Annotated in this window: 18 protein-coding genes and 1 pseudogene; 9 read left to right on the plus strand and 10 right to left on the minus strand. The window is 71.0% G+C overall.

Annotated features, from left to right (window positions below; all coding sequences use genetic code 11):
- Positions 1-35: 35 nt before the first annotated feature.
- The gene (gene polA / locus F4558_RS05090) at positions 36-2735 is read left to right on the plus strand and encodes a DNA polymerase I (RefSeq protein ID WP_053658237.1); all 2700 of its coding nucleotides are present in this window, start codon (positions 36-38) and stop codon (positions 2733-2735) included.
- A gap of 243 nt (positions 2736-2978) precedes the next feature.
- Here the strand turns inward: polA and F4558_RS05095 are convergent.
- The 3 genes and pseudogenes from F4558_RS05095 to F4558_RS05105 form a co-directional block, all read right to left on the minus strand.
- A pseudogene (locus F4558_RS05095) lies at positions 2979-3326 on the minus strand (DUF3140 domain-containing protein); the annotation flags it as partial.
- Positions 3327-3470: 144 nt separating this feature from the next.
- A complete protein-coding gene (locus F4558_RS05100) occupies positions 3471-4073 on the minus strand; it encodes a Uma2 family endonuclease (RefSeq protein ID WP_245241269.1) in 603 nt (200 codons plus the stop codon).
- A 55-nt stretch (positions 4074-4128) separates the two neighbouring features.
- Positions 4129-4932 (minus strand): class I SAM-dependent methyltransferase, encoded by an 804-nt coding sequence (locus F4558_RS05105; RefSeq protein WP_053658242.1) that lies wholly within the window; start codon positions 4930-4932, stop codon positions 4129-4131.
- Between the two features lie 489 nt (positions 4933-5421).
- On the opposite strand from F4558_RS05105, the gene rpsA reads away from it, so the two are divergent.
- Both rpsA and coaE read left to right on the plus strand, forming a co-directional pair.
- On the plus strand, positions 5422-6927 hold the full coding sequence (gene rpsA / locus F4558_RS05110) for a 30S ribosomal protein S1 (RefSeq protein WP_053658244.1): 1506 nt from the start codon (positions 5422-5424) through the stop codon (positions 6925-6927).
- Between the two features lie 324 nt (positions 6928-7251).
- The gene (gene coaE, locus F4558_RS05115; RefSeq protein ID WP_053658247.1) at positions 7252-8433 is read left to right on the plus strand and encodes a dephospho-CoA kinase; all 1182 of its coding nucleotides are present in this window, start codon (positions 7252-7254) and stop codon (positions 8431-8433) included.
- Positions 8434-8463: 30 nt separating this feature from the next.
- On the opposite strand, the gene F4558_RS05120 is transcribed toward coaE, so the two are convergent.
- On the minus strand, positions 8464-9996 hold the full coding sequence (locus F4558_RS05120) for a hypothetical protein (RefSeq protein WP_167943333.1): 1533 nt from the start codon (positions 9994-9996) through the stop codon (positions 8464-8466).
- A 300-nt stretch (positions 9997-10296) separates the two neighbouring features.
- Here F4558_RS05120 and uvrB point away from each other — a divergent pair, with 300 nt between their 5' ends.
- Entirely contained in the window at positions 10297-12405 is a 2109-nt protein-coding gene (gene uvrB, locus F4558_RS05125; protein WP_167943334.1) for an excinuclease ABC subunit UvrB, read from the plus strand.
- A 173-nt stretch (positions 12406-12578) separates the two neighbouring features.
- A complete protein-coding gene (locus F4558_RS05130; RefSeq protein WP_053658251.1) occupies positions 12579-13436 on the plus strand; it encodes a helix-turn-helix domain-containing protein in 858 nt (285 codons plus the stop codon).
- A gap of 118 nt (positions 13437-13554) precedes the next feature.
- On the opposite strand, the gene F4558_RS05135 is transcribed toward F4558_RS05130, so the two are convergent.
- Positions 13555-13848 (minus strand): antibiotic biosynthesis monooxygenase family protein, encoded by a 294-nt coding sequence (locus tag F4558_RS05135; RefSeq protein WP_167943335.1) that lies wholly within the window; start codon positions 13846-13848, stop codon positions 13555-13557.
- Positions 13849-13942: 94 nt separating this feature from the next.
- On the opposite strand from F4558_RS05135, the gene pnuC reads away from it, so the two are divergent.
- The 3 genes from pnuC to F4558_RS05150 all read left to right on the plus strand — a co-directional run bounded on the left by pnuC (position 13943) and on the right by F4558_RS05150 (position 17028).
- Positions 13943-14599 (plus strand): nicotinamide riboside transporter PnuC, encoded by a 657-nt coding sequence (pnuC, locus tag F4558_RS05140; RefSeq protein WP_053658255.1) that lies wholly within the window; start codon positions 13943-13945, stop codon positions 14597-14599.
- Complete coding sequence (locus F4558_RS05145) at positions 14596-15720, plus strand: AAA family ATPase (RefSeq protein ID WP_231640124.1); 1125 nt, start codon at positions 14596-14598, stop codon at positions 15718-15720. Before pnuC ends, F4558_RS05145 begins: the two co-directional genes overlap by 4 nt.
- 309 nt (positions 15721-16029) lie before the next feature.
- Complete coding sequence (locus tag F4558_RS05150) at positions 16030-17028, plus strand: TerC family protein (protein ID WP_053658258.1); 999 nt, start codon at positions 16030-16032, stop codon at positions 17026-17028.
- A gap of 84 nt (positions 17029-17112) precedes the next feature.
- On the opposite strand, the gene F4558_RS05155 is transcribed toward F4558_RS05150, so the two are convergent.
- Both F4558_RS05155 and F4558_RS05160 read right to left on the minus strand, forming a co-directional pair.
- Positions 17113-18060, minus strand: coding sequence for a C40 family peptidase (locus tag F4558_RS05155; protein ID WP_231640125.1), 948 nt, complete (start codon positions 18058-18060; stop codon positions 17113-17115).
- 29 nt (positions 18061-18089) lie between these two features.
- Positions 18090-19187 carry a mandelate racemase/muconate lactonizing enzyme family protein gene (locus F4558_RS05160; protein WP_167943336.1) on the minus strand — a complete coding sequence of 366 codons (1098 nt, stop codon included), beginning with the start codon at positions 19185-19187 and terminating at the stop codon, positions 18090-18092.
- A 44-nt stretch (positions 19188-19231) separates the two neighbouring features.
- On the opposite strand from F4558_RS05160, the gene F4558_RS05165 reads away from it, so the two are divergent.
- The gene (locus F4558_RS05165) at positions 19232-20029 is read left to right on the plus strand and encodes a tyrosine-protein phosphatase (protein ID WP_053658262.1); all 798 of its coding nucleotides are present in this window, start codon (positions 19232-19234) and stop codon (positions 20027-20029) included.
- Here F4558_RS05165 and F4558_RS05170 read toward each other — a convergent pair.
- From F4558_RS05170 to typA, 3 genes are all read right to left on the minus strand, one after another.
- The gene (locus tag F4558_RS05170) at positions 19998-20699 is read right to left on the minus strand and encodes a lysoplasmalogenase (RefSeq protein WP_053658263.1); all 702 of its coding nucleotides are present in this window, start codon (positions 20697-20699) and stop codon (positions 19998-20000) included. The two genes, F4558_RS05165 and F4558_RS05170, sit on opposite strands and share 32 nt — an antisense overlap.
- Positions 20700-20755: 56 nt before the next feature.
- Entirely contained in the window at positions 20756-21616 is an 861-nt protein-coding gene (locus F4558_RS05175) for a serine hydrolase (RefSeq protein WP_053658265.1), read from the minus strand.
- A gap of 112 nt (positions 21617-21728) precedes the next feature.
- Complete coding sequence (gene typA, locus F4558_RS05180) at positions 21729-23597, minus strand: translational GTPase TypA (RefSeq protein ID WP_053658267.1); 1869 nt, start codon at positions 23595-23597, stop codon at positions 21729-21731.
- Position 23598: the final 1 nt, after the last annotated feature.

Raw genomic sequence — 23598 nt, forward strand, 5'->3', positions numbered from 1 at the left:
CGGGGATGTCGGTGCGACGGACTAGAGTCGCTGCCGTGACAGCTACGACGCCGCGCCTGCTCCTCGTCGACGGACATTCCATGGCATACCGGGCCTTCTTCGCCCTGCCCGTGGAAAACTTCTCCACCACGACGGGTCAGCCGACCAACGCGGTCTACGGCTTCACGTCGATGCTGATCAACGTGCTGCGCGACGAGCAGCCCACCCACATCGTCGTCGCCTTCGACGTCTCCCGCCGCTCCTTCCGCACCGACAAGTACGCGGAGTACAAGGCCGGCCGCAGCGAGACGCCCACCGACTTCAAGGGCCAGGTAAGCCTCGTCAAGGAGGTCCTGGCCGCGCTCCAGATCCCGGTGGTGGAGAAGGAGGGCTTCGAGGCCGACGACGTCATCGCCACGCTCGCCTGCCAGGCCCGCGACCAGGGCATGTCGGTGCTGATCAGCAGCGGCGACCGGGACGCGTTCCAACTCGTCGACGACCAGATCACAGTCCTCTACCCGCGCAAGGGCGTCTCCGACCTGGCCCGGATGGACCCGGCGGCGATCGAGGCGAAGTACGGCGTCGGGCCGGCGCAATACCGGGATCTGGCCGCACTTGTCGGCGAGACCAGCGACAACCTGCCCGGCATCCCCGGTGTCGGCCCGAAGACCGCCGCCAAGTGGATCACCACGTACGGCGGGGTGGAGGGCGTGATCGCCCGCGCCGACGAGATCAAGGGCAAGGCCGGCGACAGCCTGCGCGAGCGGCTCGCCGACGTGATCCGCAACTACGAGATCAACCGGCTCGTGTCCGATCTGGAGCTGCCGCTGCGCCCGGAGGACACCCGCTGGACCGGTTGGGACCGCGAGGCGGTGCACCAGGTCTTCGACACCCTTGAGTTCCGCATCCTGCGTGACCGGCTCTACCAGTACCTCGAGGCCGTCGAGCCGGAGGCCGAGTCCGGCTTCGACCTCACCGGCGAGGTGCTCACGGTGCCGGGGGCGCTGAGCGCCTGGCTGGGCACCCACACCCCGGCCGGCACCTCGGTCGGGTTGGCCGTCAAGCTCGACACCGGCCCCAACCGCCGGCACACCGCCTCGATCACCGGCCTGGCGTTGGCCACCGCCGGTGGCGCTGCCGCCTGGGTCGACCCGGCGCAGCTCGACCCGGCCGACGAGAGCGCGCTGGCCGCCTGGCTGGCCGACCCGCAGCGACCGAAGGTGCTGCACGACAGCAAGCCGGCAGTGCTGGCCTGCTCCGCGCACGGCTGGGAGTTGGCCGGCATCGTCCGCGACACCCAGATCGCGGCATACCTGGCCCGTCCCGACCAGCGCTCCTATGACCTGACCGACCTGGCGCTGCGCTACCTGCACCGTGAGCTGCGGGTGGACGTGCCGGAGACCGGCCAACTCACCCTCGACGGGCTGGGCGACGAGGGCGTGGCCGAGCAGAACCTCATGCTCCAGGCGCGGGCCACCCTCGACCTCGCCGACGCGATCGACGCCGAGCTGTCCCGCGACGGCGAGCAGTCCGCCCGCCTGATGGCCGGGGTGGAGCTGCCTCTGATGCGGGTCCTCGCCGGCATGGAACGCACCGGCATCGCCGCCGACACCCACTACCTGTCCGAATTGGAGGCGCACTTCGCGGCAGAGGTGAAGGCCGCCGCGCAGGGCGCGTACGAGGCGGTGGGCCGGGAGTTCAACCTCGGCTCGCCCAAGCAGTTGCAGGAGATCCTCTTCACCGAGCTGGGCCTGCCCAAGACCAAGAAGATCAAGACGGGCTACACCACCGACGCCGACGCGCTCCAGTGGCTCTACGCCCAGCAGCCGCACCCGGTGCTGGCCCACCTGCTGCGCCACCGGGACGTGGCCAAGCTCAAGTCGACAGTGGACGGCCTGCTGAAGTCCGTCTCCGACGACGGCCGGATCCACACCACCTTCAACCAGACGGTGGCGGCCACCGGGCGGCTCTCGTCCACCGAGCCCAACCTGCAGAACATCCCCATCCGCACCGAGGAGGGCCGGCGCATCCGTCGCGCCTTCGTCGTGGGGGAGGGCTACGAGTGCCTGCTCACCGCCGACTACAGCCAGATCGAAATGCGGATCATGGCGCACCTCTCGTCGGACGACGCGCTCATCGACGCGTTCAACTCCGGCGCCGACTTCCACGCGGCCACGGCCTCGTCGGTCTTCGGAGTGCCGGTCGACGAGGTCACCCCCGACCAGCGCCGCAAGATCAAGGCAATGAACTACGGCCTGGCGTACGGGCTGAGCGCGTTCGGGCTGTCCCAGCAGCTCAATATCGGCACCGAAGAAGCGCGCGGGCTCATGGAAAACTACTTCGCCGGCTTCGGCGGAGTGCGCGACTACCTGCACCAGGTCGTTGCCCGCGCCCGCCAGGACGGCTACACCTCGACAATCCTCGGTCGCCGCCGCTACCTGCCCGACCTCGTCAGCGACAACCGGCAGCGCCGCGACATCGCCGAGCGGATGGCCCTCAACGCCCCGATCCAGGGCTCCGCGGCCGACATCATCAAGGTGGCGATGCTGCACGTCGACACCGCGCTGAACGACGCAGGCCTGCGCTCCCGCATGCTGCTGCAGGTGCACGACGAACTGGTCTTCGAGGTCGCCCCCGGCGAGCGCGAGGCACTGGAGGCGCTGGTCCGGCGCGAGATGGGCGAGGCGTACCCGCTGTCGGTGCCGCTTGAGGTTTCGGTGGGCGAGGGGCGGGACTGGAACAGCGCTGATCACTGATCTTGTCTGTTGCGGGTCCGGCTCTTTCCCCGTGTTGCGGTTGTGGGTTCCGGGGCAGCCCGACCCGCTCCGGGCGGTCAGGCTTGATCCCTGCGCGGGTCGGGCTGCCCCGGAACCCCGACCGGGTCATCCTGGTCGCTTGCCGGCAGCCTGCACCCGGTGGTCTGAGCCTGCGTTGCTGTGCTCCTGGGCTACTGTGCTCCTGGGGTTGATCTTTGTGGGGCGGGACGCTTCGGGTTGTTACTTGAGGGGGTCGTGGCCCCAGTTCATCAGGGACCAGCGCCACTTCGTGTCGCGGACGTCGCCGGAGGGGCGCTGGGCCATGTGCCGACGGACGTAGCCGACCACCTTGCGCATGTGTTTGTAGTCGCCCTCGGACAGGTCCGCGCGCTTGCGACGCAACAGGTTGACGATCTTCCGTCCCGAGTCGTGCCCGACTGACTCGCCGCCACCGGACTGGCCGCCCTTGTGCCAGCCGACGTGCTTCGACTCGTCCGTCTCCAGCCAACTGGACAGCTCGCCGGGCTTCATGTTCACCGCCTCGGTGAACTCCCGGTAGATGTCCCGGCCCGGATCGTCGGCCCTGCTCATGACGCAGCTCGCTGATCTCCCGCGCCACGCCGTACGCGCGGCTGCCGTGGGCCGACCAGCGAGACACGGTCGCCCTCGTGGAAGGTCTGTTCGGCCATGGCCCTCGGCTACCCGACCCCGCCGGGGCGAAACGACCTGCGCGGACTACGGCGTGATCTCGTTGATCGGCAGCTTGATCTCGAACGGCTCGGTCAGCTCGATCACGTCGGCGCCGTCGGCCGCCAGCTCGTACTGCCGCTCGCCGCCCGGCCCGACCCGGTCGCCGATCCGGTACGCGTAGACGTGCAGGGGATCCTGCTCGATCCGCCAGTAGAAGGGGATGCCGGCGGCCGCGTACTCGCCGGGTTTGGCGAACCGGTCGATCCGCCGGGTGCCCGGCGAAACGATCTCCACGGCGAGGACGACGTCCTCCGAACGCAGCATTGACTGATCAGACGGCACGCCGGCGCGGTACAGCAGGACGTCCGGATGTCGGCTGGTGTTGAAACCGAGCCCGACGCCGACGGCCTGGGCGACCCGGAGGTTGCTGGGCGCGTGGGCTTGTAGCCACCGACGTACCAGGAATGAGATGTCCTGATGGCCCAGGGTGGGGGAAGGTGTCACCTGGATGACTCCATCGACGAGTTCGACGCGGGGGGCGTCATCCGGCAGGTCGAGCAGATCCTCGACCGTGTAGTCGGCGCGCTGCTGCCGCATCGGGTCCGGACACCAGGGGCCAGGTGGTGTCCGGATGGGCTCGGCGCTCATGGGGCGAGCCTACCGTCCATCGATCAGATGGGGTCGGACCGCGCGTGCGACGCCGTCATTCCGGCTTTTCGGTGACGAAGATGGCGGTGCCTGGGAAGAGCCTGCCGCGCAGCGGGCTCCACTGCCCCCAGATCCCCTCGTGCCCCTCCGGCCACTCGGGCTCCACCAGGTCCAGCAGTCGGAACCCGGCGCCGACCAGTTCGCGGATCCGGTCGCCGAGCGTGCGGTGCTGTTCGACGTAGGTGGCCACGCCGGATTCGTCCTGTTCCACATAGGGGGAGCGGTCGAAGTACGAGTGCACGGCCCGCAGCCCGCCCTCGCCCGGGTCGTCCAGGAAGATCCACCGCATCGGGTGGGTCACCGAGAACACCCACCGGCCGCCCGGGCGCAGCACCCGGTGCACCTCGGCGAGCAGGGCCGCCGAGTCGTCCACGAACGGGATCGCGCCGAACGCGGTACAGGCAGTGTCGAACGACTCGTCGGCGAACGGCAGGGCGAGCGCGTCGGCCTGCACCAGCGGCACGCGTACCCCACTGCGGTCGGCTGCCTGCGCGGCGTGCCGCAACATGCCGGCGGACAGGTCGAAGGCGACCGGCCGGGCGCCCTGGGTGGCCAACCAGCGGGCGGCGGCCGCCGCTCCGCAGCCCACCTCCAGAATCCGGCGCCCGACCACGTCGCCGAGCAGCCGGGCGTCGGCCTCGCGCAGCCCTTCGGGGCACCAGACGAAGTCCACGTCGCCGAGGAACGCGCCGTGCTCGGCCTGGTAGTCGTCGGCGTCGGTGTCCCACCAGCCGCGGTTGGCCCGCCGGGCCTCGGCGTCACCCACCCGGCGCCGGGTAACCCGGCTGTCGTCATCCACGCGCTCACGCTAGGCCCCACCCACCCCATTGGGTACGGCGGCGCGTCCATGATCTGCGCGAATCCTCGCGCTGACTGCTTGATCGACTCGGCTTCCGTGAAATCGCGGTATCCGGGCCCCGGCGGGACACACCGGTTTCCAGGAAGCCGAGTCGATCAAGCCGCCGGGACGGCTGGGCGGCGCGGCGCGTGGGGCTCCTGTGACGTACGAGACAGCAGTGGTGGTTTCCGGGCGATTGTTCGGCTTTCGCAGGTAACCACACGGCGAGGAGACGGGAGGGCTTGCACGCTGTGGTAATGCGCACGGTAGGCTAGACGATGCGCTCGCGGATCGTGTGTCTCGGCAGGGAGCAGGTGCGCGGTCGACGGAGCCACACCATGATCTCACTAGACGATCGTTCGGTGTGTCCGGCGACGGATCCGCTGGCGCGAACAGGTCACTGCGACACCAGCCTGCTGTGACAACCCACCGACCGGAGCAACCGCCCACATGACGAGCAGCATCGAGGCCCCCTCGAGCGCCACCCGGGTCACCCACGACGATCTCGGTTCCGAGGAGGCTTTCCTCGCCGCGATCGACGAGACCATCAAGTACTTCAACGACGGCGACATTGTCGAAGGCACCGTCGTCAAGGTCGATCGGGACGAGGTCCTGCTCGACATCGGCTACAAGACCGAGGGTGTCATCCCCTCTCGTGAGTTGTCGATCAAGCACGACGTGGACCCCGCCGAAGTTGTGACGGTTGGCGACCACATCGAGGCCCTGGTCCTCCAGAAGGAGGACAAGGAGGGTCGTCTGATCCTCTCCAAGAAGCGGGCGCAGTACGAGCGGGCCTGGGGCACGATCGAGAAGATCAAGGACGAGGACGGTGTCGTCCGCGGCTCGGTCATCGAGGTTGTCAAGGGTGGTCTCATCCTCGACATCGGGCTGCGTGGCTTCCTGCCCGCGTCCCTGGTCGAGATGCGGCGCGTGCGTGACCTGCAGCCGTACGTCGGGCGCGAGCTCGAAGCCAAGATCATCGAGCTGGACAAGAACCGCAACAACGTGGTCCTGTCCCGCCGTGCCTGGCTGGAGCAGACGCAGTCCGAGGTGCGCACCGAGTTCCTCAACAAGCTGCAGAAGGGCCAGGTCCGCAAGGGCGTCGTGTCCTCGATCGTCAACTTCGGCGCCTTCGTGGACCTCGGCGGCGTCGACGGTCTGGTGCACGTCTCCGAGCTGTCCTGGAAGCACATCGACCACCCGTCCGAGGTCGTCGAGGTGGGCCAGGAGGTCGAGGTCGAGGTCCTGGACGTCGACCTGGACCGCGAGCGCGTCTCCCTGTCGCTGAAGGCGACGCAGGAGGACCCGTGGCGGCAGTTCGCCCGCACCCACGCGATCCAGCAGATCGTGCCGGGTAAGGTCACCAAGCTGGTTCCGTTCGGTGCGTTCGTCCGCGTGGACGACGGCATCGAGGGCCTCGTCCACATCTCCGAGCTGGCCGAGCGCCACGTGGAGATCCCGGAGCAGGTCGTGCAGGTCGGCTCCGAGGTCATGGTCAAGGTCATCGACATCGACCTGGAGCGCCGCCGGATCTCGCTGTCGCTCAAGCAGGCCAACGAGGGCTTCGTCGAGGGCGAGGAGCACTTCGACCCGACCCTCTACGGCATGGCCGCGACGTACGACACCGAGGGCAACTACATCTACCCGGAGGGCTTCGACCCGGAGACGGGCGAGTGGCTCGAGGGGTACGACAAGCAGCGCGAGACCTGGGAGAACCAGTACGCGGAGGCTCGTCAGCGCTGGGAGGCCCACACCAAGCAGGTGCAGACCTCCCGGGCCGCCGACGCCGAGGCTGCTGCCAACCCGACTCCGGCCGTTCCGGCCGCTGCCGGCGGTGGCGGCACCACCTCCTCGTCCAGCCCGGCCCCGAGCCGGCAGGCCGAGGAGCCGGCCGGCACCCTGGCCACCGACGAGGCGCTCGCCGCACTGCGGGAGAAGCTCGCCGGCGGTAAGTGACCCGCTGAACAACGAAGGCCCCGTCCCCGCGATCTTTCCGATCGCCGGGGGCGGGGCCTTCGCCATGCCCGCCCGCGCAGCCCCCCGCGCTTGTCCGCCGCGCGGCCCCGCGCCGTGCCCGCTGCGCGGCCCACGCCACGACCGCTGCGCCGGCATCCCGCCTGAGCGCGCTCGATCCTGGTTCCAGGGGCTTCGGTTGTGCTCGGATGCCACTGCATCCTGGATCGAGCGTGATCAAGGCCGAGCCCGTGCCACCGCTAGCCGTGAACCCGGCAGGCGGGAGGTGGTTTGGTGGTGGGGCACGTGATCCGGTTGACTGGTCGGGTGCTGAGGGTGGGGTTGACCGGCGGAATCGGGTCGGGCAAGAGCGCGGTGGCCGCGCGGCTTGTCGAGTTGGGTGCGGTGCTCATCGACGCCGACCGCGTCGCGCGGGAGGTCGTCGCGCCGGGCTCCGAAGGGCTCGCCGAGATCGTCGCCGCCTTCTCCGACCGGGTGCTGGACGCTGACGGCGCGCTCGACCGTGCCGCACTGGGCGCTGTGGTGTTCGCCGACGAGGCGGCCCGCCGCCGGCTGGAGGCGATCACCCATCCCCGGGTCCGCGCCCGTACCGCCGAGCTGATGGCCGCGGCGGCACCGGACGCGATAGTCGTCAACGACGTACCGCTGCTGGTGGAGGTGGGGCTCGCGCCGACGTACCACCTGGTGGTCGTGGTGCAGACGGCTGTGGCGACCCGACTGGACCGGCTGACGCGTCTCCGGGGGATGGACCGGGTGGAGGCCGAGCGGCGGATCGCCGCGCAGGCCGACGACGCGCGCCGCCGCGCGGCGGCGGACGTGGTGCTGACAAACGACGCGAGCCTCGGTGCGCTGCACGCCGCCGTCGACGCGCTGTGGCGGCGGAGGTTGCAGCCCTACGAGCACAACCTGCGGGAGCGGCGGGTGGCCCCGCCGGGCCAGGGCGAGGTGGCGAGGAGCGACCCGAGTTGGCCCGAGCAGTACGCCCGGCTGGCCGCCCGGATCCGCCACGCGCTCGCCCCGGCCGACCTCCGGATCGACCACATCGGCGCCACAGCGGTGTCCGGCTCGGCCGCCGCCGACGTCATCGACGTGCAGGTGGCCGTGCCCACGCTCGCCGACGCCGACGGGACACTTGCCGACCGGCTGGCGAACGCCGGGTTCCCCCGGGTGCCGGGGCACTGGTGGGACGATCCGCGTCCGGCCGGGCCGGGCCGGTGGGAGAAGCGGCTGCACGGCAGCGCCGATCCGGGCCGGCCGGTGCGCCTGCACGTGCGGGCCGCCGACTCCCCGGGTTGGCGGTATGCGCTGCTGATGCGCGACCACCTGCGCGCCGACCCGGACCAGCGGGCCGCGTACCTGATGCTCAAGCGGGATCTGGTCGAGGCCGCACCGCACGTCGACGGCTCCGGGACGGCGCGCGATCCCTGGTTCGACGAGGAGTACCTGCGGGCCGAGCAGTGGGCCGAGCAGACCGGCTGGCGACCCTGAGCACTGCCAGCGCGATCGGCCAGCGCCGGGTCAGCGGGCGCCGGGCCGTGGCGCGGTGGTAGCCGGGCGGGGTGGCGCGCCGAGGCGGGGCACCACCGCGGGGTTGAGGTCCAGCTGTGCCCACGCGCTGCTGCCGGTGAGCAGCTCCACCCGGCGCAGCGACCCGTCGCGCTCCACCCAGTAGCGCAGCCGCCCGGCGGTCGTGCGCAGCTCCACGACGTCCACGATCCGGCCATCGGCGACGTCCTCACGGATCCGCACGGCTGCGGCCCGCTGCCGTACCGGGCCGGCGGCCGCGACCGCCGCGTCGACGAGCAGGTCCAGGTCGTCCCCGGCTGACCGGGCGTGCCGCCACGCCCCTGCGGGCGCCGGCAGGGGCGGCCGACCGGGCGCCTCCGCGGTACCGCCGCCACCGGCGGTGGCCGGCACGTTCATCCGGGACAGGCCGGCGGCGTCCCGGCGCAGCAGGGTCCGGCGATCCGGTACGCCCAGGTCGGCGACCGCCAGGTATGCGGTGCCGGTGGTCCAGTTCAACCAGCCGGCACCTCGCAGGTTGGTGTCAGTGCCGACCGGCCCGCTGACCGTCACCGTGGCCCCACCCAGGGCGCGTAGTCGGGTCGGTAGCCGGTTCATGCGGCGCTGCTCCGCGTCGGTCAGGGCGCGGGGCAGACCGGGCCGGCCACCGAGCGCCTCCACCGGACGCAGCGTGGGCCGGTCGGCCCGGTTGAGGAGCACCGTGACGGGGCCGACGCCGGGTAGTCGTGTCGTCAGCTTGTGCAGGCGCGCGTCCTGGTCGAGCCAGTAGCGGGTGGACCCGTCCGGCGCGGCCTCGGCGGCGGCGGACGGCGTGCCTGCCGTGGCCGTGCCGCTGGCGAGGGGTGGGGTCGCGGGAGGCGGCGGTGCCGCCACGACGTCCACCGGCCCGGCCGCGAGCACGTCACGGGCGATCCAGCGGGCGTCGCCGTCACCCGGGTCCGGGCGGTCGGCGGCCAGGTCGCGGAGCAGGTCGAGTACCGGCGCCAACGCCGTTCCGGGCGTCAGCCGGTGCAGCCGCCACCGGTCCGGCGGCGGCACCAGGGGCGGCGCGGCGGGGGTGGGCACCGCCGTCGGGTCCGGCCGGACCACCAGCAGCGACCCGGTGCTCTGCAACAGACCTCGTTCGGCGCCCGCCCCCGGCCCGCCCACGTCCAGGTAGAGCAGCGGCCGGGACCAGTCCACCCACCCCACCAGTTCGGTACGGGCGGCGCCGGTGCCGGCCGTGACGTGAACACCGGAGCGGAGGTCCCGCAGGTTGGTGACCCGCATCGCGGCCAGCCGCTCGGCTTCGGCGACGGTCAGCGGTCGGGCCGGCTCGGGCGGCTCGGGCGCCCAGCTCAGCAGCCCGAGTACGAGCGCCGTCGCGGACGTCGCAGCGGTCAGGCCGAGCGCCAGCAGCACCGTACGCCGGCGGCGGCTCGCCCGGGGCGGCCCGCCGGTGTCGGTGTCGGTGGCGTCGGTGGTGTGGTCGGACCGGGACGCGTCCCCGGGGCCGGGCTCGGGTGTCGGGGGCGCTGAGGTGTCCACGGATGTGAAACGGGTGGGACGGCGTGGGGTGACGTGCAGGGGCGCTCGCGGCGGCCGGTCTGCGCCGTGAGCGCGACCACACGGGTGCGCACGCCGGACGAGCCGGGTGCTGCGACCGCTGTGCCGGGGGCGGGCCGGCCGTGATGACGGCCTGGCCACCTGCCCGGTCGGCCGCCGCGAGCGGCCTACATGAAGAGGGTAGTCCCGGTGACATGTGACACACAATGGGAATATCGAAGCCGATCACGTACCCTGCGCGATGGCGCGAACCTGTCGGACCTCCGGCGTACCGTTGAGGTCATGGCGCTCGACATTCCCCGGCTCGACGGCCGCTTCCAGGTCGTCAGCGACTTCCAGCCGGCCGGTGACCAGCCGGCCGCCATCGACGACCTTGAGCGTCGGGTCCGGCGCGGCGACCGCAACACGGTGCTGCTTGGCGCGACCGGCACCGGCAAGAGCGCCACCACCGCGTGGCTGGTCGAGCGGTTGCAGCGCCCGACCCTGGTGCTCGCCCCTAACAAGACGCTCTGCGCGCAGCTGGCCAAGGAGTTCGGCGAGCTGCTGCCGCACAACGCTGTCGAATACTTCGTGTCGTACTACGACTACTACCAGCCCGAGGCGTACATCCCGCAGACCGACACCTACATCGAGAAGGACTCCTCGATCAACGAGGAGGTGGAGCGGCTGCGGCACTCGGCGACGATGTCCCTGCTCACCCGTCGCGACGTGGTCGTGGTGGCGACCGTCTCGGCGATCTACGGCCTGGGCACCCCTGAGGAATACCTCGACCGGGCGATCCGTGTCGAGGTCGGCCAGGAGGTCGACCGAGACCAGTTGCTGCGGCGGCTTGTCGACATCCGCTACACCCGCAACGACATGGCATTCCAGCGGGGCACCTTCCGGGTCCGCGGCGACACTCTGGAGATCATCCCGGCGTACGAGGAGCTGGCCGTCCGCATCGAGCTGTTCGGTGACGAGGTGGAGAAGCTCTACTACCTCAACCCGTTGACCGGTGACGTGGTCCGCGAGGTCAACCAGTTGGTGATCTTCCCGGCGACGCACTACGCGGCCGGCCCGGAGCGGATGGAGCGGGCCATCCGCGACATCGAGGCCGAGCTGGCCGAGCGGCTCGCCGAGCTGGAGCGACAGGGCAAGCTGCTGGAGGCGCAGCGCCTGCGGATGCGCACCACCTACGACATCGAGATGATGCGGCAGGTGGGCTTCTGCTCCGGCATCGAGAACTACTCGATGCACATGGACGGGCGGCTGCCCGGCAGCCCACCGCACTGCCTGCTCGACTACTTCCCCGACGACTTCCTCACCGTTGTCGACGAGTCGCACGTGACGATCCCGCAGATCGGCGGCATGTACGAGGGCGACGCGTCGCGCAAGCGGATGCTCATCGACCACGGCTTCCGGCTGCCCAGCGCCGCCGACAACCGGCCGTTGCGCTTCGACGAGTTCCTGGAGCGGGTCGGCCAGATGGTCTACCTCTCCGCGACGCCCGGCACGTGGGAGATGGAGCAGGCCCAGGGCGAGTTCGTCGAGCAGGTCATCCGTCCCACCGGCCTGGTCGATCCGCAGGTCGTGATCAAGCCGACCAAGGGCCAGATCGACGACCTCATGCACGAGATCAAGCTGCGCACCGACAACGACGAGCGGGTGCTCGTGACGACCCTCACCAAGAAGATGGCCGAGGATCTGTCGGACTACCTGCTGGAGAACGGCGTCCGGGTGCGCTACCTGCACTCCGAGGTGGACACGCTGCGCCGGGTGGAGTTGCTGCGCGAGCTGCGCCAGGGCGAGTACGACGTGCTGGTGGGCATCAACCTGCTCCGCGAAGGTCTGGACCTGCCCGAGGTGTCGCTGGTGGCGATCCTCGACGCCGACAAGGAGGGCTTCCTGCGCAGCGGTCGTTCGCTGATCCAGACCATCGGTCGGGCCGCCCGTAACGTCTCCGGCCAGGTCCACATGTACGCCGACAAGATCACTCCGTCGATGGCGGCGGCGATCGACGAGACCGACAGGCGTCGCGCCAAGCAGATCGCGCACAACGAGGCACACGGGATCAGCCCCGAGCCGCTGCGTAAGAAGATCCACGACATCCTTGACGACATCTACCGCGAGGCGGAGGACACCGAAAACTCGCGGGTGGGCGGCGCGGCGCGGCAACTCTCCCGTGGCAAGGCGCCGGTCAAGGAGACCCGCAGTCGCAGTCGGTCCGCTGTCGCCACCACCTCACGGGAGGGGATGGCCCGCGCCGACCTCGCCCAGCTCATCCAGGAGCTCAACGACCAGATGCTGGCCGCCGCCCGCGAGTTGCAGTTCGAGCTGGCGGCGCGGATCCGCGACGAGGTCGCCGACCTGAAGAAGGAGCTGCGCGGGATGGACGTCGCCGGCGTGAAGTGACCGGCCGGGCGCGGTCCGGCGGCTGCGACCCTGGCAACCGTGGTCGGGAGCGGTCGAACGGCAGGTAAAGGCTGTTCGACCGCTCACCGCAACGGGGCATCCGGTTGCGGTGTGCAAGCAAGCTATTGCACTGGGTTACCGCGCTGCGTACGCTCCCACGATGGGGAGGCCGGATGCCGTTGCCAACAAGTCCTGTCATTCGACGTGCGCGCCTCGGCGCTGAGCTGCGCCAGCTGCGCCGGCGTGAGGGGCTGACCCTGGAGCAGGTCTGCGACCGGCTGGGGTGGGCCTCGACGTCGAAGCTGTCCCGCATCGAGCTGGGCCAGAGCCGCCCGGACCTCGCCGACGTGCTTGACCTGCTCGACGTCTACCAGGTGCCGGTGCCGGTTCGGGACACGTTGATCGTGATCGCGAGGGATGCCGCCACCAGTCGCGGCTGGTGGAAGACGCTTGGCGAGATGAGCGAGCGCCAGCGGGTCTACGCCGAGCTGGAGGCGGGTGCCGCCCACATCGTCGAATACCAGCCGGTGATCGTGCCGGGGCTGCTGCAGACACCGGCGTACGCACGGGCGCGGGTCGCGGCGGGTGCCGTCCTCACGCCGAAGGTCGACATCGAGGCGGAGGTGCGCGCCAGGGCGCTGCGGCAGGAGGTACTGCATCGGGCCGACCCTCCGGAGTACACGGCGGTGCTCACCGAGGCGGTGTGCGAGCCGGGTGACCTGCCCGTCGACGTGTGGCGGGAGCAGCTGCGCCACCTGGTGGCAGTGACAGGGCTGGAGCACGTGACGGTGCGCCTGCTGCCACGCGGGGCGTCCGGCGACGGGCTGCACCCGCTCACGCCGTACTCCTGGTATTCCTTTCCCGACCCGGCGGACCCACGGACGGTGATGCTTGAGGCGTTGACCACCGACGTCCGGCTGGCGACGGTGCTCGACGTCGACAGGTACGAGCTGATGACCGAGGCGCTGCTGGCGGCTGCCCTGTCACCGGAGGAGACGGTCACGGCGTTGGCGCGACGCGTCGGCCAGTGAGGGGCACGCCGCGCGGCCACCGGGCCCGGCGCCCCCGAGACCGTCGGGACCGGTGACCGACGCGTGCGGTGGGCACGATAAACCGGGGGTACGACAGCTCCGCTCAGGCGGGAACGTCTCAGGCGGGGACGTCGATGAAGTGTTCGACGAGCGGCGGGCCGGCGAAGTGCGGCCCGATCAGGTCGCGCCACGTGGTGAACCGCTCGGTGGCCCGGAAGTTGTCCTCGTGCGCCTCGACCGAGTCCCACTCGACAAGCAGCACGAACCGAGTCGGGGACTCGACGCCCCGCGTCATCCGCACCGACCGGCAGCCGGGTGCTCCGGCGAGAACGGGGTGACCCTGGGCGTACGCGGCGGCGAACGCGTCCTCGTGTCCGGGCAGTACGTCGATCAGCGCGACCTCAAGCACCATGGGGGAAGCCTCCCACGGTTGGGGGAGTCCTTGTGTCACGGGGTCTGTGCGGTCCGGGTCGATGCCCCTAGGGTGGGTGCCCGGGAGGGGCATCGTGATCATCGACTGGCTCACCGGCACCGCGTTCGAGGCGGCCGGGACCGGCACCACCTGGGCGGAGCTGCTGGGGTTCGCCACTGGTGTTCTCAACGTGTGGCTGGTGGCCCGGCAGCGGATCGCCAACTGGCCGGTCGGCATCGCCAATGTGCTGCTGCTCATGCTGCTGTTCTGGACGGCGGGCCTGTACGCCGACGCCGGGCTCCAGGTCGTCTACGTCGCGTTGGGCTGCTACGGCTGGTGGCACTGGCTTTTCGGCGGCGAGCGCCGGAGCAGGTTGACGGTGAGCCGGACCGGGCGGGGGGAGTGGCTGGTGCTTGCCGTCGTCGGTGTGCTGCTCACCGGCGCGCTCTGGACCCTGCTGGACCGGGCCACCGACTCGACAGTGCCGTTGCCGGACGCCTTGACCACGGCTCTGTCGCTGCTCGCCACGTACGGGCAGACCCGCAAGCGGGTGGAGAGTTGGTGGTTGTGGATCGCCGCCGACCTGATCTACATCCCGCTGTACGCGTACAAGGGGCTGCACCTGACCGCCGTGCTGTATCTGGTCTTCCTCGCCCTGTGCGTGCTGGGTCTGCGTGCCTGGCGGACCGATCTGCGCCGGCTCGACCCGCCGACCCCTGTCGCACCCGGCCCGTCGCCGGTGAGCGCGTGACCGGGCGGGCACCGGAGGGTCCGTCGGCGCCGGAGCGGACGGCACGGGCGTCGGTGGCCGAGTTCGGGCACGGGATGGTGGTGGGGAAGTTCTACCCGCCGCACGCCGGGCACCACGCGCTGATCGCGGCCGCCGCCGCGCGCTGCGCCGAGGTGACAGTGGTGGTGGCGCCGTCGCGCCGGGAGTCCATCCCGCTGGCGGTACGGCTGGACTGGCTGCGGGAGGCGCACGCGGACACACAGTGGGTGCGCTTCGTCGGGCGTTACGACGACCTCCCGGTGGACTATGCCGACCCGGCTGTCTGGGACGCGCACTGCGCGGTGTTCCGCGCGGCGGTCGGGCCGGGGCGGGTGGACGCCGTCTTCTCCTCCGAGGCGTACGGCGTGGAGTTGGCGCGCCGCTTCGACGCCGTACCCGTGTCGGTGGATCCGGATCGGCGGACCGTGCCGGTGTCGGGCACGGCGGTGCGCGCGGACCCGGCGGCCCACTGGCGGTGGCTGAGCCCGCCGGTGCGTGCCTGGTTCGTCCGGCGGGTGGTGGTGGTCGGGGCCGAGTCGACGGGCACGACGACGATGGCGGCGGCGTTGGCCGCTCACTACGGCACGGTCTGGGTGCCGGAGTTCGGGCGCGAGTTGACGGCCCGCAAGCTGGCTCGACTACGGGAGGTCTCGCCGTCGGCGACTGTCTTCGACGTCAGCTGGGATCGGGACGACTTTCGTACTGTGGTCCGAAAGCAGCAGGAGGCGGAGGACGCGGCGGCCCGTTCGTCGGGGCCGCTGCTGTTCTGCGACACCGACGCGCGGGCCACAGCGGTCTGGGAGGAGCGCTACCTCGGCAGCGCGTCGCCGCAGGTCCGGGCGGCGGCACGGCGTCCGGCGCTGTATCTGTTGACCGACCATCGGGGCGTACCTTTCGCCGACGACGGGTTGCGCGACGGCGAGCATCTGCGGAGCTGGATGACGGGCCGGTTCCGTGCCGAGTTGGCCGGCTGCGGTGTGCCGGTGGTGGAGCTGACCGGGTCGCACGCCGAGCGGCTGGCGCGGGCCGTCGAGGCGTGCGATGCCCTGCTCTCGGCGGGTTGGGCGCTGGCGGACCCGATCGTCGAATCCGAGTCACACTAGCTGCCTAGGAAGCTGGAGACGGCGTGACGCCAGCCGGGCAGATGCCATCCCGCTGCCCGGAGTGTGATCACGGCGAGTGGTGGGCAACAATGGTCGGCGAGGAGGGGAGTATTCCCCCGCGACGAAGTCGTCAGCACGGTCGATCGCCGGATCTTCGGCGCCCGACCCGGTTTCGTCGGTCGCCGTTCGTTCGCGGACGGCGGCGGAAGAGACCTCCGACAGTCACCAGAGTGAGCGACAGAGGCACGCCGGCACGCGTTGAGGCGTACGGTTTGCCCGACGCCGCGTGTCTGCCGGAGGAATGAAACGTTGGACGTGTCCGGGCTCGTGTGGGCGGGAACTCTCGTCGCACTGATCGCGGTGCTACTCGTCGATCTGCTGATCATCGGTCGACGCCCGCATGAGCCGAGCGTGCGGGAGTCGAGCCTCTGGGTCGCCTTCTACGTCGGCCTTGCACTGCTTTTCGGCGCCGGCGTCTGGCTGACCTCGGGAGCGAGTGCGGCCGGGCAGTTCTACACCGGCTGGCTCACCGAATACAGCCTCTCGGTGGACAACCTCTTCGTCTTCGTGATCATCATGGCCCGCTTCGGGGTGCCACGGCAGTACCAGCAGAAGGTGCTGCTCGTCGGCATCGTGCTGGCGTTGCTGATGCGCGGCGCCTTCATCGCCGCGGGCGCGGCCCTGATCAGCCAGTTCTCCTGGGTGTTCTACATCTTCGGTGCGTTTCTCATCTACACGGCTGTGAACCTGGCCCGGCAGGGCGAGCCGGACGAGGACGAGTTCTCCGAGAACATGCTGATCCGGTGGAGCCGCAAGGCGCTGCCGATCTCCAAGACGTACGACGGCGCGAAGCTGACGACGCACGAGGGCGGTCGCCGGCTCTTCACCCCGCTGCTCATCGTGATGATCGCCATCGGCACCACCGACCTGATCTTCGCTCTGGACTCGATCCCGGCGATCTTCGGCATCACCCAGGAGCCGTACCTGGTCTTCACCGCCAACGTCTTCGCGTTGATGGGCCTGCGGCAGCTCTACTTCCTGCTCGGCGGGCTGCTCAACCGTCTGATCTACCTGAGCTACGGGCTGGCAGTGGTGCTGGGCTTCATCGGGGTCAAGTTGGTGCTGGAGGCGTTGGCCGACAACACCCTGCCGTTCATCAACGGTGGCGAGCACGTCGGCTGGGCGCCGCACATCCCGATCTGGCTCTCGTTGCTGGTCATCGTCGGCACGTTGGGCGTGGCCACCGTCGCCAGCCTGATCAAGTCCGCCCGGGACCGCCGCCGGGAGCTGGCCGAAGCGCGACGTTGAACCGCCGCCCCGGGGCCGGCGCCGCAGCGGTCGGGGCCTGAGGATTAACCGTCGCCGGCCGGGAGCCCCTGGGCTTCCGGCCGGTCAGACCCGGTGCACGCCGACGAGGGTGGCGGCGCGGTCGGCGGGCATCGGCTCCTCCACCACACGCCGCCGTCGGTAGCAGGCGTGCAGCATCCGCCGGCTGCCGCGACCTCCGGCGACGGCGGTGACGATCCCGATGTGGTGGATCTTGCGGCCGGGGCGGGCGAAGAAGTAGAGGTCGCCGGGGCGTTCCGCGCCCAGCGGCAGCGGGTTCGTCGCCACCGCCTGGTCGTCGGCGTCGCGCGGCAGAAGAACCCCGAACCGGCGCCAGGCCAGGTGGACCAGACCCGAGCAGTCGATGCCGTACGCGGAGAGCCCACCCCAGATGTACGCCACGTGCAGCAGCCGCTGCGCCACGGCCAACACGTCGGCGGCCTCGGGTGGCCCGATCGGTATCGGCACGAGTTGGCCGTCGGGCAGCCAGAGCGGGGCGGGCTGACCGGGGACGTGCACCGGCCGCCAGCCGTCGCACGCCGGGCCGGCCGGAACGAGGCGGGTGCCGACGATGACGCCGGGCAGCACCACTGGCCCGTCCGGGTCGGCGCGCAGCGCGGTGATCGTGGCGTCCACCACAAGCGGGTCGCCGGTGCAGGCCGGGTCGACACCGACCAGTTGGTCGGCGGGAAGCCAGCCGGGGTAGCCGTGCGGGTCGAGCTTGGCCGCCGGTTGTTCGACGGCGATCACGTGCGCCCAGCCGTCCGGGCGCAGCTCGGTGACGAGCACCCGTTCGCCGAGCAGGAGCTGGCTCAGCACGCAGTCGCCCACCTGCTGCTCGGTGTCCATGCCGGAGACCCAGGTCGGGATGTCCGCGCCGGTGGTCAGCGCTGGTCCGTCGATCGGCCGGATGGCCTCGGGGGAGGACCACAGCGTCGCCACGGCGACCCGGACGAGGGCCTCGCGGCCCGGTTGGAGCTCCACGTCAACCCCCAGCTCGTGTCGGCTGTTCACTGGAACTCTATGAAAGAAACCAACGGCCATCAACCACGGGTCTGCATCTTTACTTCAGTCAGACCAGGAATGCCCAGGCCAGGGGCGTCGGGAAGCACAACGGTCGGTCCCTCGTACCGGATGCCGCCCCGCACCGGCGACCAGGCCAGCCACCAGGCGGCGTCCAGGTCGGCGACCGCGGTGGTGCCGTACGCGCCGACCAGGCTCGCCGCCGCCCCGATGCCGACCTGGGTCTCCATCATCGACCCGACCACAGTGCCGAGTCCGTGCGCGGCGGCCAGTTCCAGCAGGGTGCGCGCCGGGTGCAGCCCACCGCACTTGGCAAGCTTGACGTTCACCAGGTCGGCGGCCCGGCGGCGGATCACCTCCACCAGGTCGCGGACCCCGAAGACCGCCTCGTCGGCCAGGATCGGCACCGACACCCGGTCGCTGACCCAGGCCAGCCCGTCCAGGTCCCAGCGGGCCACCGGCTGCTCGACCAGTTCCACGTCCAACCCGGCGTCCTCCATGCCGCGGATCACCCGGACCGCCTCGCGGGGCGTCCAGCCCTGGTTGGCGTCCACCCGGATCCGCACCTGAGGGCCGACCGCCGCCCGGACCGCGCGCACCCGGTCCAGGTCACCGGCCGCGTCCGTGCCGACCTTGAGCTTCAGCACGCCGAAGCCGTCGGCCTGCCGCTGCCGCGCGGCCGCCGCCAGGTCCACGGCGTCGCCCACCGCCAGCGTGACGTCCGTCGGCACCCGCAGGGTGGTGCCGCCGAGCAATCGCACAAGGGGTACGCCCAGTCGCCGCGCGGCCAGGTCGTGCAGCGCCACGTCCACCGCCGCCTTCGCGGCCTCGTTGCCGACCACCGACCGCTGCACCTCGCCGCAGCGGGTCACCAGATCGTCCGGGTCGCGGCCGGCGAGCAGCGGCCCGAGCAACTCCTGCACGCAGGCCTGCGATCCGGCTACCGACGCGCCGGTGACCTGCCAGACCTGGGGTGCCTCGCCGAAACCGGACCGACCATCGGCGTCGATAACCTCGACGACAAGAGTCTCCACAGTGGTCGTACGGCGCAGCGCGGTGATGAACGGTGTGTGTAAGGGGGCGGAAACCCGGTGGGTGCGTACCGCCGAGATCGTCATGTGGGGCACCCTATACGCAGGTACGCGGCGGAAGGGGACACCGAATGGGCGGGCGGAACTGGGAGCTGATCGGTGCGCCGAACGCGCGTGACCTGGGCGGTCTGGTCACCGTCGAGGGCCGCCGGGTACGCCCCGGACGGCTGATCCGCACCCCGGCGCTGGGCCGGCTCACCGACGAGGACCTGCCGGTGCTCGCGAAGCTCGGACCGACATGCGTGCTCGACCTGCGCGACCACACCGAGATCGCTGTCGCCCCCGCGGACCGGTTGACCGGTGAACCGCGCGTCGTGCACCTCCCGGTCCACGATCCGGACCACCCGGTCTTCACGTACGTCTCAGCGGTGCTGCTCGGTCACGACCTCGACGCGTACGCCGAGCTGGCCCGGCAGGGCACGGCGGGGGCGATGGCCGACATCTACAGGTGGTTCGTGGCCGGGGAGGCGGCCTGCGCCAACTTCGGCGCGGCGGTACGGCTGGCCGCCCAGCCGGAGAACCTGCCGCTCGTCTACCACTGCTCGGCCGGCAAGGACCGCACCGGTTGGCTCACCGTCATCCTGCTCAGCGCGCTCGGCGTGGACGAGGCCGCCATCCGCGCCGAGTACCTGCGCAACAACGAGCTGACCGACAGCCTCCGCGCGGTGCTCATCGAGGCGATGCGGCGGCGGCGGCCCACAATGGATGTCGACGCGGTGCTGCCGGTGCTTGAGGTTCGGCCCGAATACCTCGACGCCGGCTACCAGGAGGTGCGCCTGCGGCACGGCTCGTTCGACGGCTACCTGCGGAACGGGCTGGGGCTCACCGACGACGTCCTCACGGCGCTGCGGGCGCAACTGCTGGAGTGACCGTTGCGCCGGGCGGCGCGGTCGCGCGGGCGACCAGTCCGATGACGATCAGCGCCTGGCCCGCCGCGTACGTGGCCATCACCAGCACCGGCGCGCCGGGTGGCTGGGCCACCTCGGCCACCCCGGTGGCGATCAACAGGTCGGAGCCGAGGAACAGCGCGGCGCCCAGACCGACCCTCCAGCCCTGGGTGACGGCGGTGGCGGCCATCGCGGCCAGCGCGAACGCGTACCCGGCGACAGGCACGGCCAGCCCGGCGTCGGTAAGCCCCGCCCACATCCAGGCAAGCGCGACGACGGTCAGCACCGCGTACCCCAGCGGGACCGCGACCAGTGGCGGGCGGAGCAGCGCCCGCGCGGCGCCGTGCCGGGTGAAGACCACGAGGTAGCAGACGTGGGCGGCCAGGAAGAAGACCATGCCGGCGATGAACCAGCCGGTGCCGTCGCCCAGCAGCGCCACGTCGCCGGCGGTGGAGCAGGCCAGCGCGGCGAGCACCAGCCGGTCCGGGCGGATGCCGCGTTCCGCGCTGGCCCGCCAGAGGTACGCGGCAAGCAGCGGCATCAACAGCGGCTTGGTGAGCAGCTCGGTAACACCACTGTCGGTGGCGTTGGCGAGCAGGTTCGCCGCCGTCACGACGAGGAAGACGACGAGCAGGGTGCGACTGCGGGGCATCAGCGGCTCCGGGGTGGGGGTGGAGCAGCAGCCTAGCCGGATCGGCTGATGGCCGGTCAGAGCCGGTGGCGGGCGGCCCAGACCTGGGCGGAGATGTGGGCGATCAGCAGACAGGCGTCGTCCTCGACGTCTTCGCCGCTGCTGCCGCCGTCGGCCAGGTCGGTGGTGGTGCACACGGCGATCACGTACGGCGGCGCGTCGTCGGGCAGCACCACGCCGGCGCCGTGGCGCACCCCGCGTACCCAGCCGCTCTTGTGGGCGATCCGGGTGCCCTCCGGCAGGCCGGCGGCCAGGTCCTCGCGGTGCTCCTGGGCGAGCAGCACGTCGAGCATGGCGGCGCAGCTGGCCGGCGAGGCGAGCCGGCCGGGCGTCGCGGCCCCGGTGGCCAGCGCGCCCAGCAGGGCGGCCAGGTCGGCGGCCGTGACCGCGTTGGTGATGCCGGCCCCGCGGGCCGCGAAGTCCTCGATGCCCCGGCCGGTGACGCTGTGCCGGGCGCCGGCCAGCGACCACACCTCGGCGACGGCGTCCAGGCCGACATGCGCGATGACCAGGTTGGTGGCCAGGTTGCTGGACCGGACGATCATCCGCTCGGCGAGCCACCGCAGCGACGCGTCGCCGCCGAGCCGGTCCCACACCGCGTCGTCGTTGTCGTAGTGCGGGGCGCAGGAGAACCGTGGTGCGCCGGGCTGGGCCGAGTCGAACTCGTTCACCACCGGGACCTCGGCGTCCAGCTCCAGCGAGCCCGCCTCGGCGGCGCGGTACAGCGCGGCGAGCACACCCACCTTCATGGTGCTTGCCGCGTAGTGGCTGGCGTCCGCGTGCCGGGTCCAGGTCGCTGGCCCGTCGAGCCGCCCCACGTACGCCGAGACGGTGCCCGGCACCCGCGCCAGGTGGGCGTCGAGATCCTCCCAGGTCATGTCGGTGACCGTAGCCGATCATCGGCGGGTCGGGTCGGCGTACCCGCGTCGGAAAGCGGACGGGCGCGCCGACCGCTTGCGGCCGACGCGCCCGGAAGCCGGGTGCGGTGGGTCAGCCGGCGTGCTTGCGGCGGGCGGCGGCCCGACCGCGCAGCTGCTGGTCGAGGACCACCTTGCGGATGCGCACCGCGGTCGGGGTGACCTCGACGCACTCGTCCTCGCGGCAGAACTCCAGCGCCTGCTCCAGCGAGAGCTTGCGCGGCGGGATCAGCTTCTCGGTCTCGTCGGAGGTCGAGGCCCGCATGTTCGTGAGCTTCTTCTCCTTGGTGATGTTGACGTCCATGTCGTCGGAGCGCGAGTTCTCGCCGACGATCATGCCCTCGTACACCTCGGTGGTCGGGTCGACGAAGAGCTGACCGCGCTCCTGAAGGTTGATCATCGCGAAGGCGGTGACCGCGCCGGCCCGGTCGGCGACGAGCGAGCCGTTGTTGCGGGTCCGCAGCTCACCGAACCAGGGCTCGTAGGACTCGAAGACGTGGTGCAGGATGCCGGTGCCCCGGGTGTCGGTGAGGAACTCGGTGCGGAAGCCGATCAGGCCGCGCGCCGGGACCAGCCACTCCATCCGGATCCAGCCGGTGCCGTGGTTGACCAGCTGCTCCATCCGGCCCTTACGGGTCGCGAGGAGCTGGGTGATCGCGCCCAGGTACTCGTCCGGGGCGTCGATCGTCAGCCGCTCGACCGGCTCGCAGGTCTTGCCGTCGATCACCTTGGTGACCACCTGCGGCTTGCCGACGGTCAGCTCGTAGCTCTCCCGGCGCATCTGCTCGACCAGGATGGCAAGCGCCAGCTCGCCGCGGCCCTGCACCTCCCAGGCGTCCGGCCGCTCGGTGGGCAGCACCCGCAGCGACACGTTGCCGATCAGCTCCTTGTCGAGCCGGTCCTTGACCATCCGAGCGGTGACCTTGGAGCCCTTGACCCGGCCGACGAGCGGCGAGGTGTTGGTGCCGATGGTCATCGAGATGGCCGGCTCGTCGACGGTGATCAGCGGCAGCGGAACCGGGTTGTCCACGTCGGCGAGGGTCTCACCGATCATGATCTCGGGGATGCCGGCAACGGCGATGATGTCGCCCGGGCCCGCGGTCTCGGCCGGCTTGCGCTCCAGGCCCTCGGTCATCAGCATCTCGGAGATGCGGACCCGCTGGGTGCTGCCGTCGGTGCGGCACCAGGCAACCGTCTGACCCTTGTTGATCGTGCCCTGGCGGACCCGGCACAGGGCCAGACGGCCGAGGAACGGCGAGGCGTCGAGGTTGGTGACGTGGGCCTGCAACGGCGCGCCGTCCTCGTACGCGGGCGGCGGGATCGTGTCCAGCAGGGTGCGGAACAGCGGCTCCAGAGAGTCGCTGTCGTCGGGCACCGAACCGTCGGCGGGCTGGGTCAGCGAGGCGATGCCGTCGCGGGCGCACGCGTAGACGATCGGGAAGTCGATCTGCTCCTCGTCGGCGTCCAGGTCGAGGAAGAGCTCGTAGGTGTCGTCCACGACCTCTTTGATCCGGGCGTCGGGACGGTCCACCTTGTTGATCACCAGGATGATCGGCATCCGGGCTTGCAGCGCCTTGCGCAGCACGAACCGGGTCTGCGGCAGGGGACCCTCGCTGGCGTCGACGAGCAGCACCACGCCGTCGACCATGGTCAGGCCGCGCTCGACCTCGCCACCGAAGTCGGCGTGACCAGGGGTGTCGATGATGTTGATGGTGACCGGGTCGGAGCCGTCGGCCGGCAGGTAGCGCACGCCTGTGTTCTTGGCCAGGATCGTGATGCCCTTTTCCCGCTCCAGGTCTCCGGAGTCCATCACCCGCTCGGTGTTCTCGCCCCGGGCGCCGTACGCCCCGGCCTGCCGCAACATGGCGTCGACCAGGGTGGTCTTGCCGTGGTCGACGTGAGCGATGATGGCGACGTTGCGGAGGTCGGTGCGAAGCTGCATA

The organism is Micromonospora profundi, assembly GCF_011927785.1.
Taxonomy (GTDB): domain Bacteria; phylum Actinomycetota; class Actinomycetes; order Mycobacteriales; family Micromonosporaceae; genus Micromonospora; species Micromonospora profundi.

Excerpts from the sequence above, each read along its gene's own strand:
- F4558_RS05100 (WP_245241269.1), bottom strand. The coding sequence starts at position 4,073 with ATGAGCGCCGAGCCCATCCGGACACCACCTGGCCCCTGGTGTCCGGAC.
- rpsA (WP_053658244.1), top strand. The coding sequence starts at position 5,422 with ATGACGAGCAGCATCGAGGCCCCCTCGAGCGCCACCCGGGTCACCCAC.
- uvrB (WP_167943334.1), top strand. The coding sequence starts at position 10,297 with ATGGCGCTCGACATTCCCCGGCTCGACGGCCGCTTCCAGGTCGTCAGC.
- F4558_RS05130 (WP_053658251.1), top strand. The coding sequence starts at position 12,579 with ATGCCGTTGCCAACAAGTCCTGTCATTCGACGTGCGCGCCTCGGCGCT.
- F4558_RS05135 (WP_167943335.1), bottom strand. The coding sequence starts at position 13,848 with ATGGTGCTTGAGGTCGCGCTGATCGACGTACTGCCCGGACACGAGGAC.
- F4558_RS05160 (WP_167943336.1), bottom strand. The coding sequence starts at position 19,187 with ATGACGATCTCGGCGGTACGCACCCACCGGGTTTCCGCCCCCTTACAC.
- F4558_RS05165 (WP_053658262.1), top strand. The coding sequence starts at position 19,232 with ATGGGCGGGCGGAACTGGGAGCTGATCGGTGCGCCGAACGCGCGTGAC.
- F4558_RS05170 (WP_053658263.1), bottom strand. The coding sequence starts at position 20,699 with ATGCCCCGCAGTCGCACCCTGCTCGTCGTCTTCCTCGTCGTGACGGCG.
- F4558_RS05175 (WP_053658265.1), bottom strand. The coding sequence starts at position 21,616 with ATGACCTGGGAGGATCTCGACGCCCACCTGGCGCGGGTGCCGGGCACC.
- typA (WP_053658267.1), bottom strand. The coding sequence starts at position 23,597 with ATGCAGCTTCGCACCGACCTCCGCAACGTCGCCATCATCGCTCACGTC.